Source organism: Promicromonospora sp. NPDC060204 (genome assembly GCF_042728455.1).
Classification (GTDB): domain Bacteria; phylum Actinomycetota; class Actinomycetes; order Actinomycetales; family Cellulomonadaceae; genus Promicromonospora.
On sequence record NZ_JBHWZO010000017.1, the window covers coordinates 14,433 to 41,194 of the forward strand.

Genomic DNA, 26,762 nt, shown 5'->3' on the forward strand with positions numbered 1-26,762 from the left:
AACTCCTGGCGAACGCGTGACCGGAGAGCGAGATCACTCTTCTCATCGTCGTATCGATTCGATAGCATCGTGCGCATGCCAACCTCCGCGCCGTCGGGCGTCTCCCCAGTCGTGCCCGCGCGCCGAGCGTCGTCCCGGTCCACCGTCAAGTGGGTCCTCATGCTCGGGGCCCTGTCGGCCCTGCCCGCCTTCACCGTCGACATGTACCTGCCGGCCCTGCCGCAGGTCGCCCTGGACCTGGGGTCCACGGAGGCGCTGGCGCAGCTCACGGTGTCCTGCATGCTCATCGGCGGTGGTGTGGGCCAGCTCGTCATCGGCCCGCTCTCCGACCGGTTCGGCCGGCGCACCCCGCTCCTGATCGGCCTCGCCCTGCACGTCGTCATCTCGCTGCTGTGCGCCGTGGTCACGAGCATGCCGCTGCTGATCGGCCTGCGCCTCGCCCAGGGCTTCTTCAACGCCGCGGCCGGCGTGGCCTCGGTCGCCATCGTGCGCGACCGCTTCGTGGGTGCCGAGGCCGCCCGCATCCTGTCCCGCCTGATGCTGGTGATCGGCGTGGCGCCCATGTTCGCGCCCACGCTCGGCACCTTCGTGCTGGCGCACGGTCCCTGGCGCTGGGTGTTCGTGGTGCTGGCCGTGATGGGCGCCGCGCTGGCCGTCGTGGTGCTCCGGGTGATGCCCGAGACCCACCCGCCGGTCAAGCGGCTCACCGGCGGCGTCCGCACCGTCGCCGGCGGCTACGGCAAGCTGCTCAGGGACCGGCACTTCATGGCTCTCGCGGTGATTCCGGGCCTGGGCTTCGGTGTGCTGATGAGCTACGTGGTGGGCTCGCCCATCATCTTCCAGCAGGAGTTCGGGCTCAGCGAGGGGCAGTTCGCCCTGCTGTTCGCGGTCAACGGCGTGGGGCTCGTCCTGTCGGCCCAGGTCAACGCGGCGCTCGTGCGCAAGGTCGCCCCGGTCCGGCTGCTCCGGTTTGGCGTGGTCGCCCAGGCGATCCTCGTGGTCGTGCTGCTCGTGGTGGTGCTGACCGGGGCGGGCGGGCTGATCGGCCTGCTGGTCGCCCTGTGGTGCGTGCTCGCGTTCCAGGGGCTCGTCCCGGCCAACGCGTCCGCACTGGCGCTGTCCCGGCACGGCGAGATCGCCGGCACCGCGGCGGCGATGATCGGCGCCGTCCAGTCCCTGATCGCCGGCTCGGTGAGCTCGCTCGGCGGGTTCCTCGGCGGGGACGCCGCGGCCATGGCCCTGGTGATGCTCGCGGCGGTCACGCTGGCGATCCTCGTCCTGGCGACCGCCACCCCGGCGTTCCGGCGCGGCGGCTGGCACATGCCGGTCTGAGACCCGCCGGAGCGCTGCGGCCCGGTGGGGCGCTGAGACCCGCCCGAGAGTTCACCGGGAGGTAGCGCCAGGTTCACCGGGATGTGGGGTGCGCCCACTTGGCTCGGCCGCATGAGCACACCCCTGCGTACCCGCGCCACGCGCGTGGTGGCCGCCGCGGCCGCGGCATCGTTGCTGCTGCCGGCGGCCTCCGCCGTCGCCGGCCCTCGTCCCGGCCCCGCCGCCGAGCACCACGGCGGGACCCACCTCGCCGCGTCCCTGGCGGGCCGCGCCACCCTGTCCGCCGACTACCTGGCGGACGGCCCGCCGTCGGGCGCCGCCGCGAGCCCGGGCAACGGGCGCCAGGGACCCTGGGACGGCCAGGTGATCCCCGGCTTCTCCGCGATGGTCGACAACCACGACGGCACCTTCTGGGCCCAGCCCGACAACGGGTTCGGCGCCAAGGGCAACTCCGCCGACTTCCTGCTGCGCAACTACCTGGTGCGTCCCCAGTGGGACACGGGCCGCCGCGGCTCGGGCGACGGCGAGATCGAGGTGCTCGACCTCATCGAGTACAACGACCGCAACGCCGTGCTCGACTTCGACATCGTCAACGAGGACACCGACGAGCGGCTGCTCACGGGTGCCGACTTCGACATCGAGTCCCTGTTCCGTGCCGCCGACGGCACGCTGTGGGTGGGCGAGGAGTTCGGCCCGTTCCTGCTGCACTTCGACGCCGACGGCACCCTGCTGGAGGCCCCGTACGCGTTCCCCGACGGCAAGTCGCCCGGCAACCCGTACCTGGAGCCCGGCGAGACGCCCAACGTGGGCAGCAGCCGCGGCTTCGAGGCCATGGCGGGCGTCGGTCGCTACCTCTACCCGGTGGTCGAGGGCGCGCTGGCGAACGACACCGACCCGCGCCGCCGCTGGATCTACCAGTTCGACACCCGCCGCGGCGAGTACACGGGCAAGCGCTGGGCGTACCAGACCGACCAGCCCGCCGACGTCATCGGCGACGCCTTCGCGACCGGCCGCGACACGATGCTGCTCATCGAGCGCGACGACTTCGAGGGCGACCAGGCGGTCACCAAGCGCGTCTACGAGATCGACCTGGGCACGAAGGACCGCGCCGGGTTCGTGCGCAAGGAGCTCGTGGTGGACGCCCTGCGGATCGACAACCCGCGCGGCATCGACGCGGGGGAGGGCTACGGCCTGGGCGACACGTTCGCCCTGCCCGTGCAGTCCTTCGAGACCGTCCTGTTCGTCGACAAGGACACGCTCCTGATCGGCAACGACAACAACTACCCGGGCAACGACGCGCGCGTCACCGGCACCCCGGACGACACCGAGATGGCCCTGGTCGACCTGAGGAAGAAGCGCGTCACGGACGACGGCGTCACCGTCGTCGGGCACCGCGGCGCCTCCGGCTACCGGCCGGAGCACACGCTCGCCGCCTACGAGACCGCCATCAACCAGTGCGCCGACTACATCGAGCCCGACGTGGTCTCCACCAAGGACGGCGTGCTCGTCGCCCGGCACGAGAACGAGATCAGCGGCACCACCGACGTCGCCGCGCACGCCGAGTTCGCCGGCCGCCGCACGACCAAGACGATCGACGGCACCCGGATCACCGGCTGGTTCACTGAGGACTTCACGCTCGCCGAGCTGCGCACCTTGCGCGCCAAGGAGCGCCTGCCGCAGGTCCGGCCGCAGAACACGGCCTTCGACGGGCTGTACCTGATCCCGACGCTCGACGAGGTGCTCGACCTGGCCCGGAACAGCCGCACCTGCGACGGCGCGCCCGTCGGCGTCTACCCGGAGACCAAGCACCCCACCTACTTCGACTCGGTGGGTCTCTCCCTGGAGGAGCCGCTGGTCGCCGAGCTGCGCCGCAACGGGTTCGACGACGAGGACGCGCCGGTGATCGTGCAGTCCTTCGAGGTCGGCAACCTGCAGGAGCTCGACGAGCTCACCGACGTCCCCCTCGGCCAGCTCGTCAGCAGCAGCGGCGCGCCCTACGACCTGGTGGCTGCCGGCGACCCGCGCACCTACGCGGACCTCGTCACCCGCCAGGGGCTCCGCGAGATCGCGACGTACGCCGACGGTATCGGCGCCGAGAAGAACGTGCTGATCCCGCGCAAGGCCGACGGCACCCTCGGCGCGCCGAGCAGCGTGATCCGCGACGCGCACCGCGCGGGCCTCGAGGTGCACACCTGGACCTTCCGCCGGGAGAACCAGTTCCTGCCCGCGGAGTTCCGTTCGTCGACCGACCCGAACGCCGTCGGCGACCTGGTCGGCGAGATCCGCGTCTTCCTGGATGCCGGACTCGACGGGTTCTTCTCGGACAACCCGGACCTCGGCGCCGCCGCGGTCAGGTGATCTCCGGGTGACTTAACAGGCCCCGTGCCGGGGTACGTGCTTATGCTCCGCATGTGCCCCGGCACCTCCGTCACCAGCGCAGTCATCGCGTCGCGCGCGCCGCGGCGCTCGTCGTCGTCGGCGCGCTCGCGCTCGTGGTCGCCGGCGGCGCGGCCGCCTATCTCGACTTCAAGCAGCAGATCGGCGTCAGCGACGTCTCGGGTCTCGTCAAGGGGCCGACGCCGTCCGTGGACCCCGACGACCCGTTCACCGGGCGCAGCCTGAACATCCTCGTGCTGGGGACCGACCTGCGCGGCGGCGAGAACACCGAGATCGCCGGTGCGGGCGACGGCGGCATGCGGTCGGACACCACGATGCTGGTGCACATCTCCGGCGACCGGTCGCGCATCGAGGTGGTCTCGATCCCGCGCGACTCGCTGGTCGACATCCCGTCGTGCAAGCTGCCCGAGGGCGGCGAGTCCGGTGCCACGTACGGCATGTTCAACAGCGCGTTCACGATCGGCGGCGGCGCGGCCGAGGACCTCACCTATGCCGCCGCCTGCACCATCTCGGCCGTGCAGACCCTCACGGGCGTGCCCGTCACCAACCACATGGTGGTGAAGATGGACGGCGTGGTCGACGTCGTCAACGCCCTCGGCGGGGTGCGCATGTGCCTGCCCGAGCCGCTCGTCCAGAACCCGGCGTACGGCCGGTTCGAGCTGCCCGCCGGCGAGCAGACCCTCGACGGCCGCCAGTCCATCGGGTTCCTCCGGGCGCGGCACGGCACCGGCCTGGGCCTGGAGCAGGGCAGCGACCTGACCCGCATCGACCGCCAGCAGGCGTTCGTCGACGCGCTGGTGCGCCAGATCCTGGACCAGAACATCGTGACCAACTCGCCGAAGCTGTACCGCACCATCGAGGCCGTGCTGCGCGCCATCTCGGCCGACCCCGGGCTGGCCGACCCGGCGGCGCTCGCGGGCCTGGCGTTCAGCATCCGGAACATCGACCCGGCCGAGATCGTGTTCACCGAGCTGCCGGTGGTCGCCGCGCCGACGGACCCCAACCGGGTGGTCTGGACCGAGGACGCCACGGCGATCTGGGAGCGGCTCGCGGCCGACGAGCCGCCGCCCGGCCACGAGAGCGCGGCGTCCGGGTCCGGCGGGGCCTCGGACAAGCCGTCGGGCGGGGTCACGGACGAGGCCACCGACAAGGCGACGGACGGCGGCGGCACCACCACGCCGTCGGACACCCCCAGCCCGTCGCCCTCGGCCTCGCTGCTCCCGGGCGTCTGCGCGAACTGACCCGCGGGGCGGACCGACCCGCGGGCCGGATCCCTGACGCGGCCTGAACACTGCCTGGGAACGGCGCGACTTATTTACACGATTGTTGCACTGAGGCCCTAGTCTCCGATGCGTGGCGAGTGACTTCTGGACGGCAGTCCGACCTGTCGGCGAGATAATTCCCGGGGTTCCCCGACATGCGCGCACCGGTGAGCGTCAGCCGCGCCACGTGCGCAGCTGGCGCCGGGCGCTCGTGTTCCGCAGCGTCACGATGGGCCTGGTCGGGGTGATGGCCTTCGGTTCCGCGGCGGCCGCTACGGCGTACCACAACGCGATCTCGCAGATCGAGGTCCAGGACCTCGACGGCCTGGTGACCGAGGTGGTCGAGCCGAAGGACCCGTCCGACCCGTTCAAGGACCAGGCCGTCAACCTGCTCCTCATGGGCACGGACATCCGGGACGGGACGAACGCCGACATCGGCGGCACCGTCTCCGGCATGCGCTCGGACACCACGATGCTGGTGCACATCTCGGCGGACCGGCAGTGGATGGAGGTCGTGTCGCTGCCCCGCGACACGTTCGTCGACATCCCGTCGTGCAAGCTCCCTGACGGGAGCCAGTCGCAGCCGTACCGGGACAAGTTCAACGCCTCGTTCACCGTCGGCAGCGGCGGCACGGACATGAAGTACGCCGCCGCCTGCACGATCAACACGGTCAACGCGATCACCGGCGTGACGGTGACCAACCATGCCGTGGTCAAGATGAACGGCGTGATCGACGTGGTCGACGCGATCGGCGGCGTCAAGATGTGCCTGCCCGAGGCGCTGCACGGCAACCCGAAGTCCGCCCGCATCGACCTGCCCGCGGGCGAGAACCTGCTCGACGGCAAGACTGCGATCCAGTTCCTCCGCGTGCGCAAGGGCACGGGCATGGGCCTGGAGATGGGCAGCGACCTGACGCGCATCGAGCGCCAGCAGGCCTTCATCAACGCGACGATGCGGCAGATCCTGTCCGCCGAGACGCTCGCCGACCCGACCAAGACGTTCCGCCTGATCAACGCCGCCCTCGGGTCGCTGAGCGCCGACCCGGCGATCGCCAACCCGGGCAGCGTGGCCGGTCTGGCGTGGTCGCTGCGCGAGATCGAGAAGCGCAACATCGTGATGACCAAGATCCCGGTCTACGACACCGAGGAGGGCGGCGTCGGCGGCCTCGGCTGGGGGCCGGAGGCCGCGGAGATCTTCGCCCGCATCGCCGCCGACCAGCCGCCGGCGGACGTCGTCCTGGACACGCCGGAGCCGACCGCCTCGGGCAGCCCCAGCGGAGAGCCGCAGGAGGGCGACACCGCCGGGGACGCCGGCGGCGACACCGAGGAGGGCGCGGACGCCGGCACGGGCGACACGGAGGGTGGCGACGCCGGGACGGGTGACACCGCCGAGGGCGACGGCACCGCTTCCGAGCCGCCCACACCGAAGCCGAGCCCGAGCCCCGAGGTGCTGCTCGACGGCGTCTGCGCCTGACGGACGCTCGTCCTGGGCTCAGACGCCCAGGACGAGCGTGGCCGCGACGACCACCATGGTCAGCGCGACCACGCTGTCCAGGACGCGCCAGGCGCCGGGCTTCTCCAGCAGCGGCGCGAGGTAGCGGGCCCCGTAGCCCAGCGCGACGAACCACAGCGTGCTGGCCAGGCAGGCGCCGAGCCCGAACCACCAGCGGTCGTCGCCGTGCGTGGCCGCCAGGCCGCCGACGAGCACCACGGTGTCGAGGTAGACGTGGGGGTTGAGCCAGGTCAGCGCGAGGGTGGTGGCGACGGCGGCCCCCATGGTCCGCGACGTCATGCTGTGCCGCCCCATGACGACCTGCTGGCCCTTCCAGGCGCGGCGGGCGGCCATGCCCCCGTAGACCAGCACGACGACGGCGCCCGCCCACCGCGCGATGTCGACCACCAGGGGCGCGCTCTGGATCAGGGTGCCGAGCCCGCCGACCCCGGCCGAGATGAGCACGAAGTCGCTGACGGCGCAGATGCCCGCGACGAGGCCGACGTGCTCCCGCCGCAGGCCCTGGCGGAGGACGAAGATGTTCTGCGCACCGACGGCGACGATGAGGGAGAGGCCGAAGGCCATCCCGGCGAGCGCTGAGAGCATGCGTGAACCGTAGGAAGTCGGACAGGGTATGTCCGGTTCATGATTCGGAAGTGCGGAAGGACTGGAACAGGGTTAATGATGGCGGTACGTCCAGATTTCACGCTGGCAGCAGCTTGCGCGTCGCTTCTTTTCGCAGCGCTGCCGTGACCCGGTCCAGCACCGCGGAGCGGAGCTTCCACTGCTGCAGCAGGAGCGGGATGTCCAGGACGTAGCCGGGCTCCAGCAGCGTGATACCGCCGCCCGAGCCGGCGTGCAGCCCGCCGATGGCGGGCCGCTCCAGGAGCATGCCCCAGCCCAGCCCCAGCCGGATGGTGTCCTCGTACTCGACGGTGCTCGGCACGTGGAACCGCGGCGGCCGGGCGTGCGGCGCGCGGGCGCGCAGGTAGACGTCCTGCAGGTCGTCGGTCCGGTCGAAGGCGACGACGGGCGCGGCGGCGAGCGCCTCCGGCGTCGGGCCGTGGGGGAACCAGCGCTCCGCGAAGGCGCGCGTGCAGGCGGGGCGGTAGCGCATGATCCCGAGCGGGGTGCTGCGGCAGCCCTGCACCTGGGCGGTCTGCGAGGTCACCGCCGCCATGACCACGCCCTCGCGCAGCAGGTCGGCGGTGCGGCTGTCGTCGGCCCGGTGCAGGTCGAAGGTGATGCCCTCGACCTGGGCGAGGGCGGGCAGCACCCACGTGGCCAGGGAGTCGGCGCTGACCGCCAGCGGCACGGTGACCAGGCGGTCCGGCGCGCCGCTGCCCGGGTCCTCGGGCGGGTCGTCGGCGCCGTGCGCGCCCAGCTCGGCGGCCACCTCCGCGCCGAGCAGCTCGGTCTGCCGGGCGAGCCGCAGCAGCGCCTGGCCCGACGGCGTGGCGACGACCGGCCGGGCGCGGCGCACGAGCACGCTGCCCGCCGCGTTCTCCAGCGCGCGGATGCGCTGGCTCACCGCCGACGGGGTCACGTGCAGGGCGCGCGCCGCGGCGTCGAACGAGCCCTCGGCTACCACGGCGGCCAGCGCCTCGAGCTGGCGGGAGTCCCATCGCATAGAGCCAGTGTGGCGCATCTTCAGTTCTGCTTACGCGGGCTGAGAAACATGAACTGGTCTTCAGGTGGTTCCGCTGCCTAGCGTGGAGGCATGCTCGCCCTGCTCGCCGGACTCGGATTCGGCCTCTCGCTCATCGTCGCCATCGGAGCCCAGAACGCCTTCGTGCTGCGTCAGGGGCTGCGCCGCGAGCACGTGGGCGTCGTTGCGGCGATCTGCGCCGCGTCCGACGTCGCGCTCTACGCGGCCGGCGCCGCCGGGTTCGGACCGCTGGTCGAGCGCTGGCCGGACGCCGTGGTGGTGGTGCGCTGGCTGGGCGCCGCCGTCGTGGTCGGGTACGGGGCCATGGCCGCCTGGCGGGCGGTCAAGGGCGACACGACGCTCGCCGCGGCCGACGACGGCGCCCTCGGCGACAGCCCCGGCCGGCGCCTGCGCCCCGTGGTCCTGACCGCGCTCGCGCTCACCTGGCTCAACCCGCACGTGTACCTCGACACCGTGGTGCTGCAGGGCTCGGTCGCCACCACCTACGGCGACACGCGCTGGTGGTTCACCGCCGGGGCCATGGTGTCCAGCGTCGCGTGGTTCGCCGCCCTCGGGTACGGCGCACGGCTGCTCGCGCCCGTGCTCCGGCGCCCGAACGCGTGGCGCGTGCTCGACGGCGTGATCGCGCTGATCATGCTGGCCGTGGCGATCTCGCTGGTCACGGGCTAGCTGAGGGGGACCCCCAGCCCCGCGAGGCGTGTCGCGGCGTCGCGCAGCACCTCCTCGCGCTTCACGAACGTGAATCGCACGTGGTTCGCGAGAGCCCGCGCCGTCGGCGAGCCCGCGCGGCAGAACGCCGACGCCGGGATCGCCACGACCCCCGCCAGCTCGGGCAGGCGGCGGCACAGCTCGACACCGTCGCGCAGGCCGAGCCGCGCGAGGACGGCCGACGCGTCGGCCATCACGAAGTACGTGCCCGCCGGGCGCGTCACCACGAAGCCGGCGGCCTCCAGGCCCGCGCACAGGAGGTCCCGGCGGTCGGCCAGCGAGGCGGCCAGCGCGCGCGGCGTGTCGTCGTCGGCCAGGGCCTGCGCGATGGCGGGCTGGAAGGGCGCGCCCGACGTGTACGTCAGGTACTGCTTGACCGTCCGCACCGCCGTGACCAGGTCGGCCGGCCCGTGCACCCAGCCCACCTTCCAGCCCGTGAACGAGAACGTCTTGCCCGACGACGAGATGGTCAGCGTGCGCTCCGCCATGCCCGGCAGGGTCGCGACGGGGATGTGCTCCGCGCCGAACGTGAGGTGCTCGTAGACCTCGTCGGTCACCACGATCGCGTCGTGCTCCCGGGCGACCGCCGCGACCGCCTCCAGCTCGTCCCGCGTCAGCACCGTCCCGGTCGGGTTGTGCGGCGAGTTGAGCAGGATCATCCGCAGGCGGTCGGTGGCCGCCGAGCGCAGGGCGTCGACGTCGAGCCGGAAGCCCTCCGGCCCCGGGACCAGCGGGACGGTGACGTGCGTGGCGCCCGACATGCCGATCGCCGCCGCGTGCGAGTCGTAGAACGGCTCCAGCGTCAGCACCTCGTCGCCAGGCCGCGTCAGGGCCAGCACGGACGCCGTCAGCGCCTCGGTGGCACCCGTGGTGACCAGCACCTCCGTGTCGGGGTCGACGTCGAGCCCGTAGTGCCGCTTCTGGTGCTCGGCGACGGCCTGACGCAGCTCCGGCACGCCGTCACCGGGGGCGTACTGGTTGCGGCCGGCCTCGATCGCCTTGATCGCCGCCTGCTTGACGTACTCCGGGCCGTCGACGTCGGGGAACCCCTGGCCGAGGTTGATCGCCCCCGTGCGGACGGCCAGGGCCGACATCTCGGCGAAGATCGTGACGGCGACGCTGCCGTCCTCGGCCAGCAGCCCCGCGGCGCTCGCGGTGGCCTGCCAGCGGTCGGTGCCGCGGCCGGAGGAGTCGCTGCCGGAGTCGTGGTCGGATGAAGGATGGGCGTTCATGGGCTAGACGATATCCACCGCGCGTCCACCGCGGGTTCATCTCCGGGCATCCCTGACAACCCGGTTTACCTGCACCTTTGTGGACAAGTCTGTGGATTAGGTGGATAACCCCGGCTTCTGGGGAAAGTTATCCACAGGGTGGCCTGCGGAGATGAATGTGTGGATCTAGCGTTGCCGGCGCAGTTCTGCGAGCACGAGGTCCATGCTGCGCAGGGGTTGGACGCGATGGGTGATCGAGAGTGGTCGTCGAGCCTGGCCACCGACGCGGTGCGGGGTTCCTACCTACTCGGCGCGCTCCAGCGCCTGTATGAGGCCCCGGCGCAAGGTGTCCGCAGTGACCACCTTCTGGGTGAGCAGGCGTAGTGGCTCTCCCAGCGGCGTCATCGCGAGGATCTCGTTCTTGAACTTGTCCCGCGCCTGCTGCTTCGGATCGTTCGCGTGATACTCGAAGCCGTCGACCTCGATCGCGAGCACATTCCGGTTCGAGACGCGGTTGTAGACCACGAAGTCGACCCGCGCTCGGTTCTTCACGTACTTTCGATGCGCGGGGTCCAGGTGCTCACCCCCGGAGAGCAGCGCCGCCACCGGGACCTCGTGATGGAACGCCAGATGCTGGAACGGCTCCTCCGCCAAGACGTCCTGAAGCAGGGTCCAGATGATGTTCTCGGACTTGAACCGTGACCGCCGTACGAGCCGGCGCTCCAACTCGTGCAGTCGCTCGGAGTAGTCGTGGTAGAGCAGGTCGAACGCGGAGACGACTTCGCTCTGAGTGACGGCGTTCGGGTCGCGGTACTCGATGTATCGCTGCAGATCACGCAGATACTTGGTGTAGGGAAGCCCGTCGGCGTCGATCAACAGCGCGAGGTGTCGCTCGGCGCGCGACACCGCCACGTTGATCAGCTTTGGGTTGTCGGCGTGCTTCTTACGGAACTTCGCTTGGCGGGTGGAGTCGAGCACGGTCGTGAAGACGACGGCCCGCTTCTCTCGCCCTTGGTACTTGTGAACCGTGTCGGTGTCCATGTCGGCGACGGTGTGGCTCACTGTCTCGGTCTGCAGCCGGAACGCGGCGATGATGCCGATGTCGTCTGGCGGCACGTGCGGAATCAACTTGGGGAGCACATCCTCCAGGATGATGTCCGCCTGCCGCTGGCTCATGGCACCGCGCCCCGGGACGGCTCGCATGTGGTTGCCGAACGGATCCTTGTGTACCCGCATCGGCGGGATGGCGGGAGGGGCGTCGTTCAGGCCGGCGACGTCGTCGGACACGATCGGAATGAGCGTGCCTTCGTAGAACTGTCGGTTGCAGTACTCGATGATCATCGGATGGCAGCGGTAGTGCTCACGAAGTGTCGTCTCGGGGAGCTGTTCATTGTCGTAGCGGGCCCCCACAGAGGTGAGGATGCTGTGCGTCAGGTAGTCGACGTCCGGCGTCGGAGCCGTGACTGCCTTGGCAGCCATCTCGTTGGGAATCGGCGGCAGCTGCTTGTCATCGCCGACGACGACGAGACGCCTGCAACGCGCCATCGCCAGTGCCGCGGTAGGGAGATCTGCCTGTGACGCCTCGTCGATGATGATGTAGTCGAGCAAGACACCGCCAGGCAGACTGCCGTTGAGGGAATGGCAGGTGCTGAGGACGACTGGGAACTCTGCGAGAAGGCCGGGGGTGAGTGCGGCGTTGTCGAACCGAGGGAGGGCGCCGTGAGGGGTGCCCTCGAAGCGGTCCGCGAGGTCTTCGGCGAAGCGCGTCATCGACCGTTCCCTGATCTCCTCGTTCAGTTGCGTGAATCTCTTGCCTGTGAGGCGGCGCGTGGCCCTCTCGAACGCCGCTTCGAGCTCGACGATCCGCCTGTCGTAGTAGGTCGCCTGTAGCTGTAGCGCGGCCTCGGCGTCCTCGGGGGACAGCGGACGGACGACACCATGCAGCAGGTACTGCCGCAGCCACCAGATGATCCGGCCGATGCGACGTTCACGGTCCGGCGCGAGTGCGCCTTCGGCCATGATCGTGAGGATTCGGCGCGAGGACTTCCAAAAGAGCGGGACACGGTCCGGCGCGGGTACCTCCTGGCGGGCGAGGTGCTCGTCGAAATGGCGCTGCTCGACACGAAGGTCTCCCAGCTGCCTGCTGAGTTTGGCCTGTTCGCGCTTGAGGTAGTGCAGCTTCAGGAGCTGTTTGTCGAGGTCGGCGATCTCCTGGTCGGTAGTCGATCGACGGACATCCTCACCGTGCTCGCGGCCTCGGAGCTCGGCTCCGCGAGCGTTACGGGTCTTTGCTAGAAACTTCTCGCGCTCACCCCGGCGGTCCTCGATCGTCCGGTAGAACTCCTGGCGGTTGTCGCTCTTGCCGACCTCCGCGATGAGATGGCGGAGATTGGCCTTACCGAGTTTTGTTGCCACGTTCGCCACCGCCGAGTTGTTCGACGAGACCACGCCGACCGTGACGCCTGGTTCGCGGACGAGATTCGCGACGATGTTAAGGATCGTCTCCGTCTTGCCCGTGCCGGGTGGTCCCTGGATCACCGAGACGGTGTGGGTCAGGGCCGTGTGGATCGCGTCCCGCTGGCTGATGTTCAATCGGAACGGGTAGATCACGGGGCGTGCGAGTGCCTTGACGTTCGGGTCAGTGAGTGACGTGAGGGCACGGCGGATCGTGCCGCGGCGCAGGAAATGGGCGAGCACGCTACGTCGGTCGATGACGTCAAGTTTTTCGAACGGGCGGGCGAGGAAGTTATCCGCTTCCGGGATGTTGCGGACAATCGTGCGCCAGTAGTCGAGGACTGCTTCGGACTCGGCGAGTCGCTCGGCGTCGACCACCCTGTGGATCTCGGATTCTGGCACCGCAGGCAGATGGGTGCCGTCGTCGAGGACCGGTCGGAGCCAGCTGCCTTCAGGGCCTGCGAATCGCAGGATGGTGGCGGGCGCAGAGACCCGATCGCGCCAGCCTGTGTGGTGTAGATGCACGGAACGGGGAAGCTGTTCGCTCTCCATCTCGGTGAGGAGCTGCACGTCGCGCCGAGCCTTGGGATAACGCGAGCCGTTCATATATGTGATCAACAGGGGCTTCCCGGCGACGTCTTCGATATCGGTGACCTCGAAGGTCTGATCGACGATCGGCTTTCCCTTGAGTCTCACGAGGAGGACAGCGACGGACGGGTCGTGCAGCGGGGTAGCGGCCACAGCCCATGAATGTAGGCCGAATGCCGTGCAATCAAGTCTCTTGGTTGTGATGCGGTGGGCGAGGAAGAGGTTATCCACAGGCTCTCCTGCGCGGGTGGGGCCGAGCGCTTACCCTCGCTCAGGGGCCCCATGAGGGGGCGCAGGTGAAGCCGGGGGCAGCGGATGTCCGATCACGACGGTGTCGCGATCTTGGTAGGGGAAGTGCGCGAGCTGGTGCGGCGCAGGGGGCTGGACCCGATTGGTGATCGGGAGGGGTTGTCGAGCCTCGTCACGGACGCGGTGGGCGACTACGCGACACGGGCGAGCGTCGGCGTGGTGCCGCCGCTCGACGATCCCGATGCGGCGGCACGCACGGTGACCGACGCCGTGGGCGGCTTCGGGCCCCTGCAGCCCTACCTCGACGACCCTGAGATCGAGGAGGTCTGGCTCAACGCCCCGACCCACGTCTACGTCGCGCGGCGCGGGGTGTCCGAGCTGACCAGCACGGTCCTGACCGACGAGCAGGTGCGCGACCTCGTGGAGCGGATGCTCAAGACGTCCGGGCGCCGGCTCGACCTGTCCAGCCCGTTTGTGGACGCCCGGCTGCCGGGCGGGGAGCGGCTCCACGTCGTGATCCCCGACATCACGCGCGCGGCCTGGGCCGTGAACATCCGCAAGCACGTGGTGCGGGCCCGTTCGCTGGCGGACATGGTGCGGCTCGGTTCGCTGACGGCCCAGGCCGCGACGTTCCTCGACGCCGCCGTGCGGGCCGGGCTCAACGTGCTCGTCTCGGGCCAGACCCAGGCGGGCAAGACCACGATGCTCAACGCGCTGGCAGGTTCGATCCCGGGCTCCGAGCGGGTCATCTCGGCCGAGGAGGTCTGGGAGCTGCGCCTCCCGGTCCGCGACCACGTGGCACTGCAGACCCGCCCCGCCAACCTGGAGGGCACCGGCGAGGTGCCCCTGCGGCGTCTGGTCAAGGAGGCCCTGCGGATGCGCCCGGACCGGCTGGTGATCGGCGAGGTCCGCGAGGCGGAGGCGTTCGACCTGCTCATCGCCCTCAACAGCGGGGTGCCCGGCATGTGCACGCTGCACGCCAACACGGCGCGGGAGGCCGTCGCGAAGATGACCACGCTCCCGCTGCTCGCCGGCGAGAACGTGTCCGACCGGTTCGTGGTGCCCACCGTCGCCTCCGCCGTGGACCTCGTGGTGCACCTCGGCCTGACCCGGGCCGCGGACGGCGTGGTGCGTCGCCAGGTCCGCGAGATCGTCGCGGTGACCGGACGGGTCGAGGAGGGGCGCATCGAGACCGCCGGGATCTTCGACCGGGACGCCGACGGCGACTTGCGCCGCGGCGACGGCATGCCGCCCGGCGAGGACCGGTTCGAGCGCGCCGGGTTCGACGTCCGGGCCCTGCTCGCCGACCCGCGGGCGCTGTCGTCGGACGGGCCCCTGCAGGCGACACGCTCCGTCCGCGGTGCCGCCACCGGTCCCTGGGCCGGGGTGGACGCCCGTGCCGCAGTGGGCGCGCGAGCCGCCGTGAGCAGTCGCGCGGGCGCGAGCCCCTGGGCGACCCGCTGATGGGCGTGGTGGTGGGCCTGCTCCTGGGCGCCGGGCTGTTCTGCGTGTGGTGGTCGTTCTGGGCCCCGACGCCGCGCCCTGCGGGCCGGGTGACGTGGCAGATGCGCACCAGGGACCTGCTGACCCAGGCCGGGGCGCCCTCCGTGACGCCCGCGATGCTCGTCGGATCGTGCGCGGCACTCGGCGTCGTGACCCTGCTCGTCGCGCTCGCCCTGACCCGTTCGCCGGCCATCGCGGCCTGCTTCGCGCTGCTCGCCGCGCCCGGCCCCGTGGTGCTGGTCCGCGCCCGGGCGCGCCACCGCCGTCGGGCACTGCGTGAGGTGTGGCCCGAGGTCGTGGACCACCTCGCCTCCGGCGTCCGCGCCGGGTTGTCGCTGCCCGAGGCGGTGGCCCAGCTCGCGCACCGCGGTCCGGTCGAGCTGCGCGAGCCGTTCGGCCGTTTCGCCCAGGACTACCGCGCCGGCGGGCGGTTCGGCGACGCCCTGGACACGCTCAAGGAGCGCCTCGCCGACCCGGTGGCCGACCGCATCGCGGAGGCCCTGCGCCTCACGCGGGAGGTCGGCGGTCAGGACCTGGGCCGGCTGCTGCGGACCCTGAGCGGTTTTCTCCGCGAGGACGCCGCGACCCGGGGCGAGCTCGAGGCGCGGCAGAGCTGGACCGTCAACGGCGCGCGCGTGGCGGTCGCCGGGCCGTGGGTCGTCCTCGCCCTGCTGTCCACCCGGCCGGAGACGGCGCGCGCCTACGACTCGCCGGCCGGCGTCACGGTGCTCGTCACCGGCGGTCTCTGCGCCCTGGTCGCCTACCGGTTGATGCTGCGGATCGGACGCCTGCCCGCCGAGCGCCGGGTACTGCGGTGACCGGCTGGGCGGCGGGGGCTCTCGTCGGGCTCGGCGTCGCGCTGGGGGTACTGATCGTGCTGGCGCGCCTGCGGGCCCGGGCCGTCAGCCTCGACGAGCGGCTCGCCCCCTACCTGCGCCCGCGCGACGCGACCTCGACGCTGCTGCGCGAGGCCAGCCGCACCTCGGCGGTGGTCCGGCTCCTCGGCCTGCACGACGTCGGCGCGCGCCTCGAACGCTTCGGCGCACCCCGGGAGGAGATCCGTCGCCGGCTCGACCGGGCCGGGTCCGCGGAGACCGTCGACCACTTCCGCGCCCGTCAGGTGGTCTGGACGGTCGCGGGCCTCGCGGTGGGTCTCGGCCTCGCGCTGCTGCTCGCGGCGACCCGCGGAGCAGGGGCCGTCCCGCTCGTGGCGCTCGTGGGGGTCGCGGGCGGCTGCGGCTACGTCGCGTGCGACCAGGCCCTCACGCTCCGGGTACGGCGCCGCGAGGAGCGGCTGCTCGCCGAGCTGCCGACCATCGCGGAGCTGCTCGCCCTCGCCGTGGCGGCGGGGGAGAGCCCGCCGGCCGCGCTGGAACGGGTGGCGTCCACGGCGCGCGGCGAGCTGGCAGGCGAGATCCGGCGCATGGTCGCCGAGGTGCGCGCGGGCGCGCCCGTGACCGCCGCCCTCACCGCGCTCGCGGACCGCTCCGGCCTGCCGCCCCTGTCCCGGTTCGCCGAGGGTGTGGTGGTCGCGCTGGAACGCGGCACCCCGCTGGCGGACGTGCTGCGCGCGCAGGCCCGCGACGTCCGCGAGGCCGGCCGCCGCTCCCTCCTGGAGGCGGGCGGCCGCAAGGAGATCCTGATGATGGTCCCGGTCGTTTTCCTCGTGCTGCCGGTCACCGTCGTCTTCGCCGTTTTTCCCAGCCTGGCCACCCTCCGGATCGGGCTCTGACATGACCTCGCCGCGGGGTCTGCCGACGAAAGGAAGCGCTGTGCGCGACGACCGAGGGACCAAGAGCATGAGCGAGACCACCCAACCCGCCGGGGCCGCCGAGGCTGCCGATGCCGAGCGGGGCGACGTGCCGGGCTGGGTGCTCGTCACCTTGATGACCGCCGGACTGGTGGTGGCGCTCTGGGCCGTGGCGGGACCGCTGCTCGAGGACGCGTTCCGCCAGGCGATCAGCAGCGTCACGGGCCAGGGGTGAGCGCCGGCCGGCGCGAGCACGGCTCCGCGGCGGTCGAGTTCCTGCTGGTGTCGGTGCTGGTCCTGGCCCTTCTGCTTGGGGTGGTCCAGGTGGCGCTCGCCGTCCATGTGCGTTCGCTCGCGATCGACGCGGCCGCCGAGGGCGCCCGCGTGGCGGCCCGCGCGGACCGGACCCCGGCCGACGGCATCGCCCGCACGCGCGCACTCCTGGCGGGAGCCCTGACCGGCGACTACGCCCGTGACGTCACCGCCGGCAGCACGACGCGCGACGGCCTGGAGGTGACCGAGGTGACGGTTCGCACGCCGCTGCCCGTGGTCGGCCTGCTCGGTCCCGCCGGGACGCTCACCGTGCGCGGTCACGCGCTGGAGGAGGAGTGAGCCAGCCACACAGCAGGGTGCGGGGAGACGTTCACGCAGCCGAGGAGGTAACGCTGGCCGAGCACTGCTACGTCTCCGTTACCTCCTCCGCTGCGGTGGTCGTGCCCCGGGGCTCACGGCGGGGCTCCAGCCGTGCGGGTCGCAGGAGCGAAGAGGGTTCGGCGATGGTCGAGTTCCTCGGTGTCGCCCTGATCCTGCTGATCCCGCTGGTCTACCTCGTGGTCACGCTCGGCCGCGTGCAGGCCGGCGCGTTCGCCGCCGAGGGCGCGGCCACGGGTGCGGTCCGCGCGCTGGTCACCGCGGAGTCGACGACGGTCGGCACCGCTCGGGCCGACGCCGCCGTGCGCATCGCCCTGACGGACCAGGGTTTCGGCGGCGACGAGGGCGGGCTCACCCTGGAGTGCTCGCAGTCCCCGTGCCTGACGCCGGGCGGCTCCGTCGGCGCCGTCGTGCGGGTCGAGGTACCCCTCCCGCTGCTGCCCGACGCCGTGCGCGGCTGGGTGCCGCTGTCCGTCCCCGTGGAGGCGGCGCGCACGGGGACGGTCGACGAGTACGCGGCAGTGCGGCCCTGAGGAGCGCCCGGTACAGCCTGGGCACGACGACGGTCCGCACCCTTCGCGGGGTGCGGACCGCCGTCGTCCTGCACGGCCGAACGGCCGCGCGGGCCGCCGTCGTCCTGCACGGCCGAACCGCCACGCGGACCGCCGTCGTACCTGGCAGGACCAGGTCAGACCGTCAGCTGGTCGAGCAGGTCGCCGTGGGCAGGTTGGTGTTCCCGTTCTTGTAGAGCGTGATCCCGAAGTTGTTGCCGGCCCCGTTCGGTGTGGCCGTCAGCGTGCCCGAACTTCCGGAGACCGTGGCGTTCCAGGAGTTCTGCAGGCTCTGGCTGCCCTGGAGCTGGATCGAGACGCGCCAGGTCGAGCTCCCGGAGACCGCGAGCGACACGTTGAACCGGTCGGACCACTCCTCGGCGCGGGTGACAGTGACGGTGCAGCCGTCGCCGGGCTGCGGGTTGCCGGTGCCGCCCGCGTTGAGCGCGTCCAGCGTGTAGTTGTAGGCGAGCTTCTTGTTGCCGTTGCCGTCGAAGAGGAGCGGGGTGTCGCCGGACCGCCACGAGTCGGAGTCCCGCACGCCCCAGACGCTGATGCCGGTGCAGCGCGAGACGGCGAGGCACGCCTGGACGATCCCGCGGTACTGCTCGGCCTGCGAGGTGCCGGAGCCCGCGATGTCGAGCTCGGTGATCTGGACGTCGACCCCCAGCGCCGCGAAGTTGCCCAGGGTGGTGTGGTAGTTGCTCGGGACCGGGTTCCCGCTGTTGAAGTGGGCCTGGAAGCCGACGCAGTCGATCGGCACGCCGCGGGACTTGAAGTCGCGGACCATGTTGTACACGGCCTGGGTCTTGGCGTGGCTCCAGTTGTCCGTGTTGTAGTCGTTGTAGCAGAGCTTGGCGTTCGGGTCGGCGGCCCGGGCGGCGCGGAACGCCGCCTCGATCCAGTCGTTCCCGGTGCGCTGCAGGTTCGAGTCGCGGCGGGCACCCGACGAGCCGTCGGCGAACGCCTCGTTCACCACGTCCCAGGAGTGGATCTGGCCGCGGTAGTGGGTGGCCACCTGGGTCACGTGGTTGAGCATCGCGGACCGCAGCGCGGAGCCGCTCATGTTCTGCATCCAGCCCGGCTGCTGCGAGTGCCAGGCCAGCGTGTGCCCCCGGACCTGCTTGCCGTTGCTCCGCGCCCAGCTCACGATGCGGTCGCCGTTGGTGTAGTTGAACTGGTTCTGGTTCGGCTCGGTGGCGTCGAGCTTCATCTCGTTCTCGGCGGTGACCATGTTGAACTCGCGGTTGGCGATGGTGGTGTAGGCCGAGTCCGAGAGCTTGTTCGCCGCGATCGCCGTGCCGAAGTACCGGCCGGACTCCGCGGCGGCGGCCTGCAGGGTGCTGCCGGCGGCCTGGGCCGAGGTGACGGCCACTCCGGTGCTGAGCACCACCGCGGCCAGTGTGGCGAGCGAGACCGCGCGCAGCGTGCGCCGGTGCCGCGATGGGGTGAGCGTTCGGGTCATCATCGTCGATCCCCTTCGTTCAGGACGTGCCGTCATTGGCCCGTCGGGACGTGGAAAAGGATTTCTATGCCTCCCACCAGGTGTCAAGGGTTTCGCTAAACGTTTTCGAAGATCGGACGAATCTAAACGTTTAGGTCGCGTCCCCGGCGATGGCAAGGGCGTCGAACCGCCGCTCCGAGACTTTTCCACAGGCCCGCCGAGCCGGGTCCGCCTGCCCGGCGAACAATGGGCGGATGACCCTCGCCGACCGCCCCGACGCCCGCCCGGACGCCCCTGACGGGTCACGCGAGAGCGGCCGCATCATGCTGCTCACCTCGGCCTTCGTCGCGTTCGCGCTGATGCTGGTCGCGGTGGTCGCCTCGGCGAGCGCGGTGTACCTGGACCGCAAGGCCCTCTACGACGTCGCGGACCTCGCCGCGGCCGACGCGGCGGACGCGATGTCCCCGGAAGCCTTCTACGCGGGCGCGGGCGCGCGAGCCGACGGCGCCCCGCTCACGCTGACTGACGCCGACGTGCGCGCCGCCGTCGAGCGCTATCTCGCCGCGCACCCGCCGGGCCTGCCCGTGGCAGTGACCGGGGCGACGTCGCCGGACGGGCGGTCCGCGCGGGTGACGCTCGCGGCCGTGTCCCGCCCGCCGCTGCTGCGCTGGTTCACCGACGCGTTCGGCGGCGGGATCGGCATGACGGCGTCGTCGACGGCCCGGGCCTGGTGAGCGCGGCCGGCGGCGCCGGATCGGGTTAGGTTGTGGCCATGAGCGAGCACGGCACAGGCGACCAGCACGGCGACGACCAGGGCGGCACGCGCCTGGAGCCGGACCAGATCTTCGACCTGGCCCGCCAGGGCGCGGACGTGCTGCTCGACCTGGTGGACGCCGGCCTGCCGGTCGAGCTGGCCGACGACGCCGGCAACACGCTGCTGATGCTCGCCGCGTACCACGGGCACGCGAGCCTCACGGCGGGCCTCGCCGAGCGCGGCGCGGACGTGAACCGGCGCAACGCCAACAACCAGGCCCCGCTCGCGGGTGCCGTCTTCAAGAACGAGGCCGACGTGATCCGGGTGCTGGTCGAGCACGGCGCGGACCCCGACGCCGGGACGCCGAGCGCCCGGGCGACCGCGCAGATGTTCGGCCGTGAGCTGCCCGAACCGGGAGCTCGCTGAGTCGGACAGAGGCCGGCGCGAGATTTTCCGGCGTCGGGCACCGGGATGCGCGGGTAACCTTGAACATCGTGGCCACCAACGACTTTCCCGCTGAGATCAAGGCGCTCCGCACGACCCTCGAGTCCATCGAGGCCGTGAGCGACCCCACCGCGCTCGAGGCGAAGATCGCCGAGCTGTCGGAGCAGGCGTCGGCGCCCAACCTGTGGGACGACCCGGAGGAGGGTCAGAAGGTCACCTCCGCGCTCTCGGCCGCGCAGGCCGAGCTGAGCCGGGTCGAGAAGCTCGGCGCGCGCATCGACGACGTCGAGACGCTCGTGGAGCTCGGCCAGGAGATGGACGACGCCGACTCGCTCGCCGAGGCCGAGGAGGAGGTCGCCAAGATCCGCAAGGATCTCGCGGCCCTCGAGGTGCGCACCCTGCTGAACGGCGAGTACGACTCCCGCGAGGCCGTCGTGACGATCCGTGCCGGGGCCGGCGGTGTGGACGCCGCCGACTTCGCCGAGATGCTGATGCGCATGTACCTGCGCTGGGCCGAGCGGCACGGCTACCCCACCAAGGTGGGCGACACGTCGTACGCGGAGGAGGCGGGCCTCAAGTCCGCGACCTTCGAGGTCAACGTGCCCTACGCCTTCGGCAACCTGTCCGTCGAGGCCGGTACGCACCGCCTGGTGCGCATCTCGCCGTTCGACAACCAGGGCCGCCGGCAGACGTCGTTCGCCGCCGTCGAGGTGATCCCGCTCATCGAGACGACCGACCACATCGACATCCCGGACACCGAGCTCAAGATCGACGTGTACCGCTCCTCGGGCCCGGGCGGTCAGTCGGTCAACACGACGGACTCCGCCGTCCGCATGACGCACATCCCCACGGGCGTCGTCGTCGCGATGCAGAACGAGAAGTCGCAGATCCAGAACCGCGCCGCCGCCTACCGCGTGCTCCAGTCGCGCCTGCTGCTGCTCCGCAAGGCGGAGGAGGCCGCGAAGAAGAAGGAGATGGCCGGCGACATCAAGGCCAGCTGGGGCGACCAGATGCGGTCCTACGTGCTGCAGCCGTACCAGATGGTCAAGGACCTGCGCACCGAGCACGAGTCTGGCAACCCGCAGGCCGTGTTCGACGGGGCCATCGACGACTTCATCGAGGCCGGCATCCGCTGGCGCCGCGGCGGCTCGGGGAGCTGACGCCGGACGGCGGGCGGCCCGGCCGCGGTTGCCCGCGCCCGGCCCGCTCCAGGCTCGCGCTCGCTCAGGCGTGCGGCACGATGACGGCGCGCCCGGAGAGCTGCCCGGACTCCAGCTTGCGGTACGCCTCGTCGTACTGGTCGAGGCTGTACCGCTCGATGTCGGGCACGATCTGCCCCGCCCGGTACATCGCGACCACCTCGTAGAGCTCCTCGACGGTGCCCCAGTAGGTGTTGGTGATCTCGGCCTCGTACGGGTTGGTGAAGAAGCTCCACTCGGTCACGCCGCCCGCGATGCCGACCACGGTGAGCCGCCCCCGCTGGGCCAGGCACGCCTGCGCCGTCCTGATCGTGGGTGCCGCGCCCACCAGGTCGAAGGCCGCGTCGACGCCGCGTCCGCCGGTGAGCTCGCGGATCGCCGCGACCTGGTCCGGCCCGCCGGGCACGGTGACGGCGCCGTTGGCGGCCGCGCGGTCCATGGCGTCCTGCTTCATGTCGGTGGCGATCACGGTGGCGCCGGTCAGGGCCGTGAGGATCTGCACGGCCACCTGACCGAGCCCGCCCAGGCCCACGACCAGCGCGAACTTTCCGCCGCCCGCCAGCTTCGGCAGCGAGAGCTTGATCGCGTGGTACGGGGTGAGGCCGGCGTCGGCCAGGGGAGCGGCCGCGACCGGGTCGGCGTCGCCCAGCGGCACCAGGTTGCGTGCGGGAGCCACCATGTACTCCGCCATGCCGCCGTCGCGGCCGATCCCCGTTGCCGCCCACGGCATGGTCGCGGCGTTCTCGCAGTAGGTGTCCTGCCCGCGTGAGCAGGCCTTGCAGTGCCCGCAGCCGTTGGGCCCGTACACGAGGAAGGCGTCGCCCTTCGTGAACCCGGTGACCCCCGGCCCCAGCTCCTCGACCCAGCCGGACGCCTCGTGCCCCAGCACGAACGGCGGCGCGGACGCCCCCGGCTGCCCTTCCGCGAACTCCTTGTAGAGCGCCACGTCGGAGTGGCACGCCCCGGAGCCGGCGATCTTCAGCAGCACCTCGCCCGGTCCCGGGCTGGGACGCTCCACCTCCTTGAGGCGGGGGAAGGTCTGGAACTTCTCGAACACGACAGCACGCATCAGCTCACGCTCCTGTTGCCGGGGGCCGGTTTCTCCATGAGAACTCATCCGTCGCGGTCCGGCGCGGGGTAACGCTGAGGCAAAATGCGGCTTGCGCACGTTTTGGCCAGATATGGCGGACGACGCCGGGCAACGGGGTGGGTGTCGTCGGCGTGTCTGCCCGACACGCCACCCGATCTCCCACCTAGGGTCGGGCTCGTGATCAGGTTCGAGAACGTGTCGAAGGTCTATGCGCGGGGCGCACGACCTGCCCTCGACCAGGTCTCCGTGGACGTCGAGCGCGGCGAGTTCGTCTTCCTCGTGGGGGCCTCCGGGTCGGGCAAGTCGACCTTCCTGTCGCTGGTGCTGCGCGAGCAGCGGCCCACGCGCGGCCGCGTCTACGTCGCGGGGCGGGACGTCGCGAACCTCTCCGGCTGGCGCGTGCCCACGCTGCGCCGCCAGCTCGGCGTGGTGTTCCAGGACTTCCGGCTGCTGCAGAACAAGACCGTCCACGAGAACGTGGCGTTCGCCCTGCAGGTGATCGGCAAGCCGCGGCACGTCATCCGCGACACCGTCCCCGAGGTGCTGGACATGGTCGGCCTCGCGGGCAAGGGCAAGCGGATGCCCACCGAGCTCTCCGGCGGTGAGCAGCAGCGCGCCGCGATCGCGCGCGCGATCGTCAACCGGCCACAGATCCTGCTGGCCGACGAGCCCACGGGAAACCTCGACCCCACCACCTCGCTGGGCATCATGCGCCTGCTGGACCGCATCAACCGCACCGGGACCACGGTGGTCATGGCCACGCACGACGACGAGATCGTCAACGAGATGCGCCGCCGCGTCGTCGAGCTGTCCGACGGCGTCGTCGTCCGCGACGAGGCCCGCGGCGGCTACGGCGAGCGCGAGTCGATCCTGCCCGACGTCGGCGCCTCACCCGTGCTCGACGCCCCCGGCAGCGGGACGCGTGCGCCGGTCCAGACGGTGCGGGGGTCCTGAGGTGCGCTTCCAGTTCGTGCTCGGTGAGGTCTTCAGCGGCCTGCGCCGGAACACCACCATGGTCGTGGCCGTGGTGCTCGTGACGTTCGTGTCCCTGACGTTCGTCGGCGCGGCGGCCCTGCTGCAGGCACAGATCGGCAAGCTCAAGGACGACTGGTACGACCTCGTCGAGGTCTCCGTCTTCCTCTGCCCGGAGGGCTCGGTCTCGCCCACGTGCGCCACGGGCCAGGCCACCGACGACCAGATCGACGCCGTCCGCCAGGTCATCGACACCGAGCTGTCCTCCCAGGTCAGCAAGGTCTACTTCGAGTCGAAGCAGCAGGCGTTCGAGGCCTTCAGCGAGCGTTACCCCGACGGCTACCAGGGCACCCAGCTCACTGCCGACGACATGCAGGCGTCTCTGCGCCTGAAGCTGACCGACGCCGAGCAGTTCGCCGTGGTGAGCGACGTCCTGTCCGGGCGGGACGGCGTCGAGATCGTCGAGGACCAGCGCGCCGTCTTCGAGCCGCTGTTCCGCACGCTCAACGTCGCCACGCTGCTCGCGGCCGGGCTGGCCGGCGTCATGCTCCTCGCCGCGGTCCTGCTGATCACCACCACCATCCGGCTCAGCGCCGTCTCCCGGCGCAAGGAGACGGAGATCATGCGCCTGGTGGGCGCGTCCAACCTGTTCATCCAGCTGCCGTTCCTGCTGGAGGGGGCGCTGGCGGCCGTGCTCGGCTCCCTGCTCGCCGGCGGCGGGCTCTGGCTCGCCGTGCGGTTCATGGTCAGCGACTGGCTCGAACGGTCGGTCGACTGGGTCGCCTACGTGTCGGAGGTCGACGTGTTCCGCGTCGCGCCGCTGCTCGTGGTCATGGCGGTCGCGCTGGCCGCCCTCTCGTCCTTCTTCACCCTGAACCGGTACACGAGGATCTGATGTCCACTCCCCGAAATCCCCGCTCCAGGGTCCCCGGCCGCAGCGCCCTTGCCGCGGCGCTCGCCGTCCTGCTCCTGCTGGGCGGCTCGACGGCCGTCCAGGCCGACGACCTGGACGACCGCCGCGCCGCCGCGGAGCGCCAGCAGGCCGCCAAGGAGAAGGAGCGCGAGGGCCTGGAGGCCGAGCTGGAGCACACGGACTCGCAGCTCGCGGACGCCGTGCTTGAGCTGGACCAGGTCGAGGGCCGGCTGCCGGTGGCGGAGGCGGAGCTCGCCGTGGCCGAGGCCGAGCTGCAGCGGGCCGAGCGGGAGGCCGCGATCCTGGCCCAGCGGCTGGCCGACGCCCAGCTCGAGGAGGCGCAGGTCACCCAGCTGCTCCAGGACGGTTCCGGGAAGGTCGACGACGCCCGCGACGACATCGCGCAGATGGCCCGCGAGGAGTTCCGGGGGTCCGGCAGCGCCTCGACGCTCGGGCTGGTCACCGGCGCGCAGAGCACCGAGGAGTTCATCGACGGGTACTCGGTGTCGTCGTCCGCGGCCCGGATCCGGGCGCGCACGCTCGCCGAGCTGCAGGACGCCGAGGCGACCGCCCGCAACCTGCAGGCGCGGCTCACGGCCATCCGGGAGATCGTCACCGAGCTCAAGCGCCTCGCGGACGAGAACGTGGACTCGAAGGAGCAGGCCAAGCAGGCCGCGGTGGAGCGCAAGGCGGAGATCGAGCGCCTGATCGACCAGCAGCAGCGGCTCAAGAACCGCATCGAGCACCGCAAGGACGCCGCGCTGGCGAGCATGCAGGCGAACGAGCAGGAGCTGGGCTCCATCGAGTCCGACCTGAAGTCGATCATCCGCAAGCAGCAGGCGCGGGACGAGCGCCTTGCCCAGCAGCGGCAGGAGGAGCAGGGCTCCTCGGGTGGCTCCTCCGGGGGCGGCGGCTCCTCGTCCGGCGGTGGAGGTGGTGGCGGCGGGGGCGCCGGCACCATGACGTTCCTCAGCTACCCGACGGCGAACCCGTTCGTCACCTCGTCGTACGGCATGCGGTTCCACCCGGTGCTGAACTACTCCCGCCTGCACGCCGGCACCGACTTCCGCGCCTACTGCGGCACGCCGATCCTGGCCGCCGCGGACGGCACCGTGCTCTACGCGCGCACCCTGGCGGGTCTGGGCAACCAGGTGCTCATCGACCACGGCTACACGTCGAGCGGCACCAGCGTGATGACGAGCTCGAACCACCTCACGTCGTTCGCCGTCTCGGCGGGGCAGCGCGTCTCGCGCGGGCAGCTCATCGGCTACTCGGGCACCACGGGCACGTCCACCGCCTGCCACCTGCACTTCGAGCTCTACATCAACGGTTCGACCGTGGACCCGATGACCTGGCTGTAAAAGCCTGGTCGGGCTGGACCGGGCGCGTAAACTGGGACGTCGCGCCGCCCGCAGCGGGTACGGCGCGCCCGCAGACCCCGGAGGGAGACCATGGCCAAGAAGAACGTCGACGACCCGCGCAAGATCGTGGCGAACAACAAGAAGGCCCGTCATGACTACGTGATCGAGGACGTCTTCGAGGCCGGACTGGTGCTCTCGGGCACCGAGGTCAAGGCGCTGCGGATGGGTCGCGCGTCCCTGACGGACGGCTACGCCGCCATCGACCGCGGCGAGGCGTGGCTCGAGAACGTGCACATCCCCGCGTACTTCCAGGGCACGTGGAACAACCACGCGCCGCGGCGCCGGCGCAAGCTGCTGCTGCACCGCGAGGAGATCGCGCGCCTGGAGTCGAAGTCGCGGGAGAAGGGGCACACCCTCATCCCGCTGTCGCTGTACTTCCTGGACGGCCGCGCCAAGGTCGAGATCGCGCTCGCGCGAGGCAAGAAGGAGTACGACAAGCGCCAGACGCTGCGCGAGCAGCAGGACATGCGGGAGGCCCGGCGGGCGATCCGGCACAAGGAGATGCTCGGCTGAGCCGGAGGCGCAGCGCAGGGTGGGGGCCGAGGGACGAGGCACGCGCCCGGAGCGGAGCCGCAGGCTCAGCCGACAACAAGCAGAGCCTGAGCCGGTCTCGCAGCGCAGGGTGGGGGCCGAGGAACGAGGCACGCGCCCGGAGCGGAGCCGCAGGCTCAGCCGACAGACAAGCAGAGCCTGAGCCGCAGGCTCAGC

General features: G+C 71.4%; 24 protein-coding genes. 18 read left to right on the forward strand and 6 right to left on the reverse strand.

Translation table 11 applies throughout. The features are described 5' to 3' along the window. The first annotated feature begins 75 nt into the window (after nucleotides 1-75). The 4 genes from ACFWEJ_RS04065 to ACFWEJ_RS04080 all read left to right on the forward strand — a co-directional run bounded on the left by ACFWEJ_RS04065 (nucleotide 76) and on the right by ACFWEJ_RS04080 (nucleotide 6,465). Nucleotides 76-1,332: a multidrug effflux MFS transporter gene (locus ACFWEJ_RS04065; RefSeq protein ID WP_377227926.1), complete on the forward strand. Its 1,257-nt coding sequence runs from the start codon at nucleotides 76-78 to the stop codon at nucleotides 1,330-1,332. Nucleotides 1,333-1,443: 111 nt separating this feature from the next. Beyond that, nucleotides 1,444-3,690 carry an esterase-like activity of phytase family protein gene (locus ACFWEJ_RS04070; protein ID WP_377227927.1) on the forward strand — a complete coding sequence of 749 codons (2,247 nt, stop codon included), beginning with the start codon at nucleotides 1,444-1,446 and terminating at the stop codon, nucleotides 3,688-3,690. Between the two features lie 53 nt (nucleotides 3,691-3,743). Next, nucleotides 3,744-4,970, forward strand: a complete 1,227-nt coding sequence (locus tag ACFWEJ_RS04075) for an LCP family protein (RefSeq protein WP_377227928.1) — start codon at nucleotides 3,744-3,746, stop codon at nucleotides 4,968-4,970. A 208-nt stretch (nucleotides 4,971-5,178) separates the two neighbouring features. After that, complete coding sequence (locus tag ACFWEJ_RS04080) at nucleotides 5,179-6,465, forward strand: LCP family protein (protein ID WP_377227929.1); 1,287 nt, start codon at nucleotides 5,179-5,181, stop codon at nucleotides 6,463-6,465. 18 nt (nucleotides 6,466-6,483) lie between these two features. Here ACFWEJ_RS04080 and ACFWEJ_RS04085 read toward each other — a convergent pair whose 3' ends face one another. Both ACFWEJ_RS04085 and ACFWEJ_RS04090 read right to left on the reverse strand, forming a co-directional pair. Continuing rightward, nucleotides 6,484-7,089: a LysE/ArgO family amino acid transporter gene (locus tag ACFWEJ_RS04085; RefSeq protein ID WP_377227930.1), complete on the reverse strand. Its 606-nt coding sequence runs from the start codon at nucleotides 7,087-7,089 to the stop codon at nucleotides 6,484-6,486. Nucleotides 7,090-7,186: 97 nt separating this feature from the next. Then, the gene (locus ACFWEJ_RS04090; RefSeq protein ID WP_377227931.1) at nucleotides 7,187-8,113 is read right to left on the reverse strand and encodes a LysR family transcriptional regulator ArgP; all 927 of its coding nucleotides are present in this window, start codon (nucleotides 8,111-8,113) and stop codon (nucleotides 7,187-7,189) included. Between the two features lie 90 nt (nucleotides 8,114-8,203). Between ACFWEJ_RS04090 and ACFWEJ_RS04095 the strand changes: the two genes are divergently transcribed. Next, nucleotides 8,204-8,821, forward strand: coding sequence for a LysE/ArgO family amino acid transporter (locus ACFWEJ_RS04095; RefSeq protein ID WP_377227932.1), 618 nt, complete (start codon nucleotides 8,204-8,206; stop codon nucleotides 8,819-8,821). Here ACFWEJ_RS04095 and ACFWEJ_RS04100 read toward each other — a convergent pair. Together ACFWEJ_RS04100 and ACFWEJ_RS04105 are read right to left on the reverse strand one after the other, a co-directional pair. Continuing rightward, a complete protein-coding gene (locus ACFWEJ_RS04100) occupies nucleotides 8,818-10,092 on the reverse strand; it encodes a pyridoxal phosphate-dependent aminotransferase (RefSeq protein WP_377227933.1) in 1,275 nt (424 codons plus the stop codon). The genes ACFWEJ_RS04095 and ACFWEJ_RS04100 overlap by 4 nt on opposite strands. Before the next feature lie 282 nt (nucleotides 10,093-10,374). Continuing rightward, nucleotides 10,375-13,344: an AAA domain-containing protein gene (locus tag ACFWEJ_RS04105; protein WP_377227934.1), complete on the reverse strand. Its 2,970-nt coding sequence runs from the start codon at nucleotides 13,342-13,344 to the stop codon at nucleotides 10,375-10,377. Nucleotides 13,345-13,428: 84 nt separating this feature from the next. On the opposite strand from ACFWEJ_RS04105, the gene ACFWEJ_RS04110 reads away from it, so the two are divergent. From ACFWEJ_RS04110 to ACFWEJ_RS04135, 6 genes are all read left to right on the forward strand, one after another. Further along, the gene (locus ACFWEJ_RS04110; RefSeq protein ID WP_377227935.1) at nucleotides 13,429-14,826 is read left to right on the forward strand and encodes a CpaF family protein; all 1,398 of its coding nucleotides are present in this window, start codon (nucleotides 13,429-13,431) and stop codon (nucleotides 14,824-14,826) included. Continuing rightward, a complete protein-coding gene (locus tag ACFWEJ_RS04115; RefSeq protein ID WP_377227936.1) occupies nucleotides 14,826-15,683 on the forward strand; it encodes a type II secretion system F family protein in 858 nt (285 codons plus the stop codon). Before ACFWEJ_RS04110 ends, ACFWEJ_RS04115 begins: the two co-directional genes overlap by 1 nt. Beyond that, nucleotides 15,680-16,597, forward strand: a complete 918-nt coding sequence (locus ACFWEJ_RS04120; RefSeq protein ID WP_377227937.1) for a type II secretion system F family protein — start codon at nucleotides 15,680-15,682, stop codon at nucleotides 16,595-16,597. Before ACFWEJ_RS04115 ends, ACFWEJ_RS04120 begins: the two co-directional genes overlap by 4 nt. Nucleotides 16,598-16,664: 67 nt before the next feature. Continuing rightward, entirely contained in the window at nucleotides 16,665-16,850 is a 186-nt protein-coding gene (locus tag ACFWEJ_RS04125; protein WP_377227938.1) for a hypothetical protein, read from the forward strand. After that, nucleotides 16,847-17,227: a TadE/TadG family type IV pilus assembly protein gene (locus ACFWEJ_RS04130; RefSeq protein WP_377227939.1), complete on the forward strand. Its 381-nt coding sequence runs from the start codon at nucleotides 16,847-16,849 to the stop codon at nucleotides 17,225-17,227. Before ACFWEJ_RS04125 ends, ACFWEJ_RS04130 begins: the two co-directional genes overlap by 4 nt. 164 nt (nucleotides 17,228-17,391) lie before the next feature. After that, complete coding sequence (locus ACFWEJ_RS04135; protein WP_377227940.1) at nucleotides 17,392-17,799, forward strand: pilus assembly protein; 408 nt, start codon at nucleotides 17,392-17,394, stop codon at nucleotides 17,797-17,799. 163 nt (nucleotides 17,800-17,962) lie between these two features. On the opposite strand, the gene ACFWEJ_RS04140 is transcribed toward ACFWEJ_RS04135, so the two are convergent. Beyond that, entirely contained in the window at nucleotides 17,963-19,285 is a 1,323-nt protein-coding gene (locus ACFWEJ_RS04140) for an endo-1,4-beta-xylanase (protein ID WP_377227941.1), read from the reverse strand. 230 nt (nucleotides 19,286-19,515) lie between these two features. Here ACFWEJ_RS04140 and ACFWEJ_RS04145 point away from each other — a divergent pair, with 230 nt between their 5' ends. The 3 genes from ACFWEJ_RS04145 to prfB all read left to right on the forward strand — a co-directional run bounded on the left by ACFWEJ_RS04145 (nucleotide 19,516) and on the right by prfB (nucleotide 21,619). Next, nucleotides 19,516-19,995 carry a hypothetical protein gene (locus ACFWEJ_RS04145; protein ID WP_377227942.1) on the forward strand — a complete coding sequence of 160 codons (480 nt, stop codon included), beginning with the start codon at nucleotides 19,516-19,518 and terminating at the stop codon, nucleotides 19,993-19,995. Nucleotides 19,996-20,027: 32 nt separating this feature from the next. Further along, a complete protein-coding gene (locus tag ACFWEJ_RS04150) occupies nucleotides 20,028-20,441 on the forward strand; it encodes an ankyrin repeat domain-containing protein (RefSeq protein WP_377227943.1) in 414 nt (137 codons plus the stop codon). A gap of 68 nt (nucleotides 20,442-20,509) precedes the next feature. Then, nucleotides 20,510-21,619 (forward strand): peptide chain release factor 2, encoded by a 1,110-nt coding sequence (gene prfB, locus ACFWEJ_RS04155; RefSeq protein WP_377227944.1) that lies wholly within the window; start codon nucleotides 20,510-20,512, stop codon nucleotides 21,617-21,619. A gap of 64 nt (nucleotides 21,620-21,683) precedes the next feature. On the opposite strand, the gene ACFWEJ_RS04160 is transcribed toward prfB, so the two are convergent. After that, nucleotides 21,684-22,727 carry an NAD(P)-dependent alcohol dehydrogenase gene (locus ACFWEJ_RS04160; protein ID WP_377227945.1) on the reverse strand — a complete coding sequence of 348 codons (1,044 nt, stop codon included), beginning with the start codon at nucleotides 22,725-22,727 and terminating at the stop codon, nucleotides 21,684-21,686. A 198-nt stretch (nucleotides 22,728-22,925) separates the two neighbouring features. On the opposite strand from ACFWEJ_RS04160, the gene ftsE reads away from it, so the two are divergent. The 4 genes from ftsE (at nucleotide 22,926) to smpB (ending at nucleotide 26,567) form a co-directional block, all read left to right on the forward strand. Continuing rightward, nucleotides 22,926-23,702: a cell division ATP-binding protein FtsE gene (gene ftsE / locus ACFWEJ_RS04165; protein WP_377205701.1), complete on the forward strand. Its 777-nt coding sequence runs from the start codon at nucleotides 22,926-22,928 to the stop codon at nucleotides 23,700-23,702. 1 nt (nucleotide 23,703) lies between these two features. Beyond that, entirely contained in the window at nucleotides 23,704-24,615 is a 912-nt protein-coding gene (gene ftsX / locus ACFWEJ_RS04170; protein ID WP_377227946.1) for a permease-like cell division protein FtsX, read from the forward strand. Beyond that, a complete protein-coding gene (locus ACFWEJ_RS04175; RefSeq protein ID WP_377227947.1) occupies nucleotides 24,615-25,994 on the forward strand; it encodes a peptidoglycan DD-metalloendopeptidase family protein in 1,380 nt (459 codons plus the stop codon). The genes ftsX and ACFWEJ_RS04175 overlap by 1 nt, the downstream gene beginning before the upstream one ends. 90 nt (nucleotides 25,995-26,084) lie before the next feature. Continuing rightward, entirely contained in the window at nucleotides 26,085-26,567 is a 483-nt protein-coding gene (smpB, locus tag ACFWEJ_RS04180) for an SsrA-binding protein SmpB (protein WP_377227948.1), read from the forward strand. Nucleotides 26,568-26,762 lie beyond the last annotated feature (195 nt).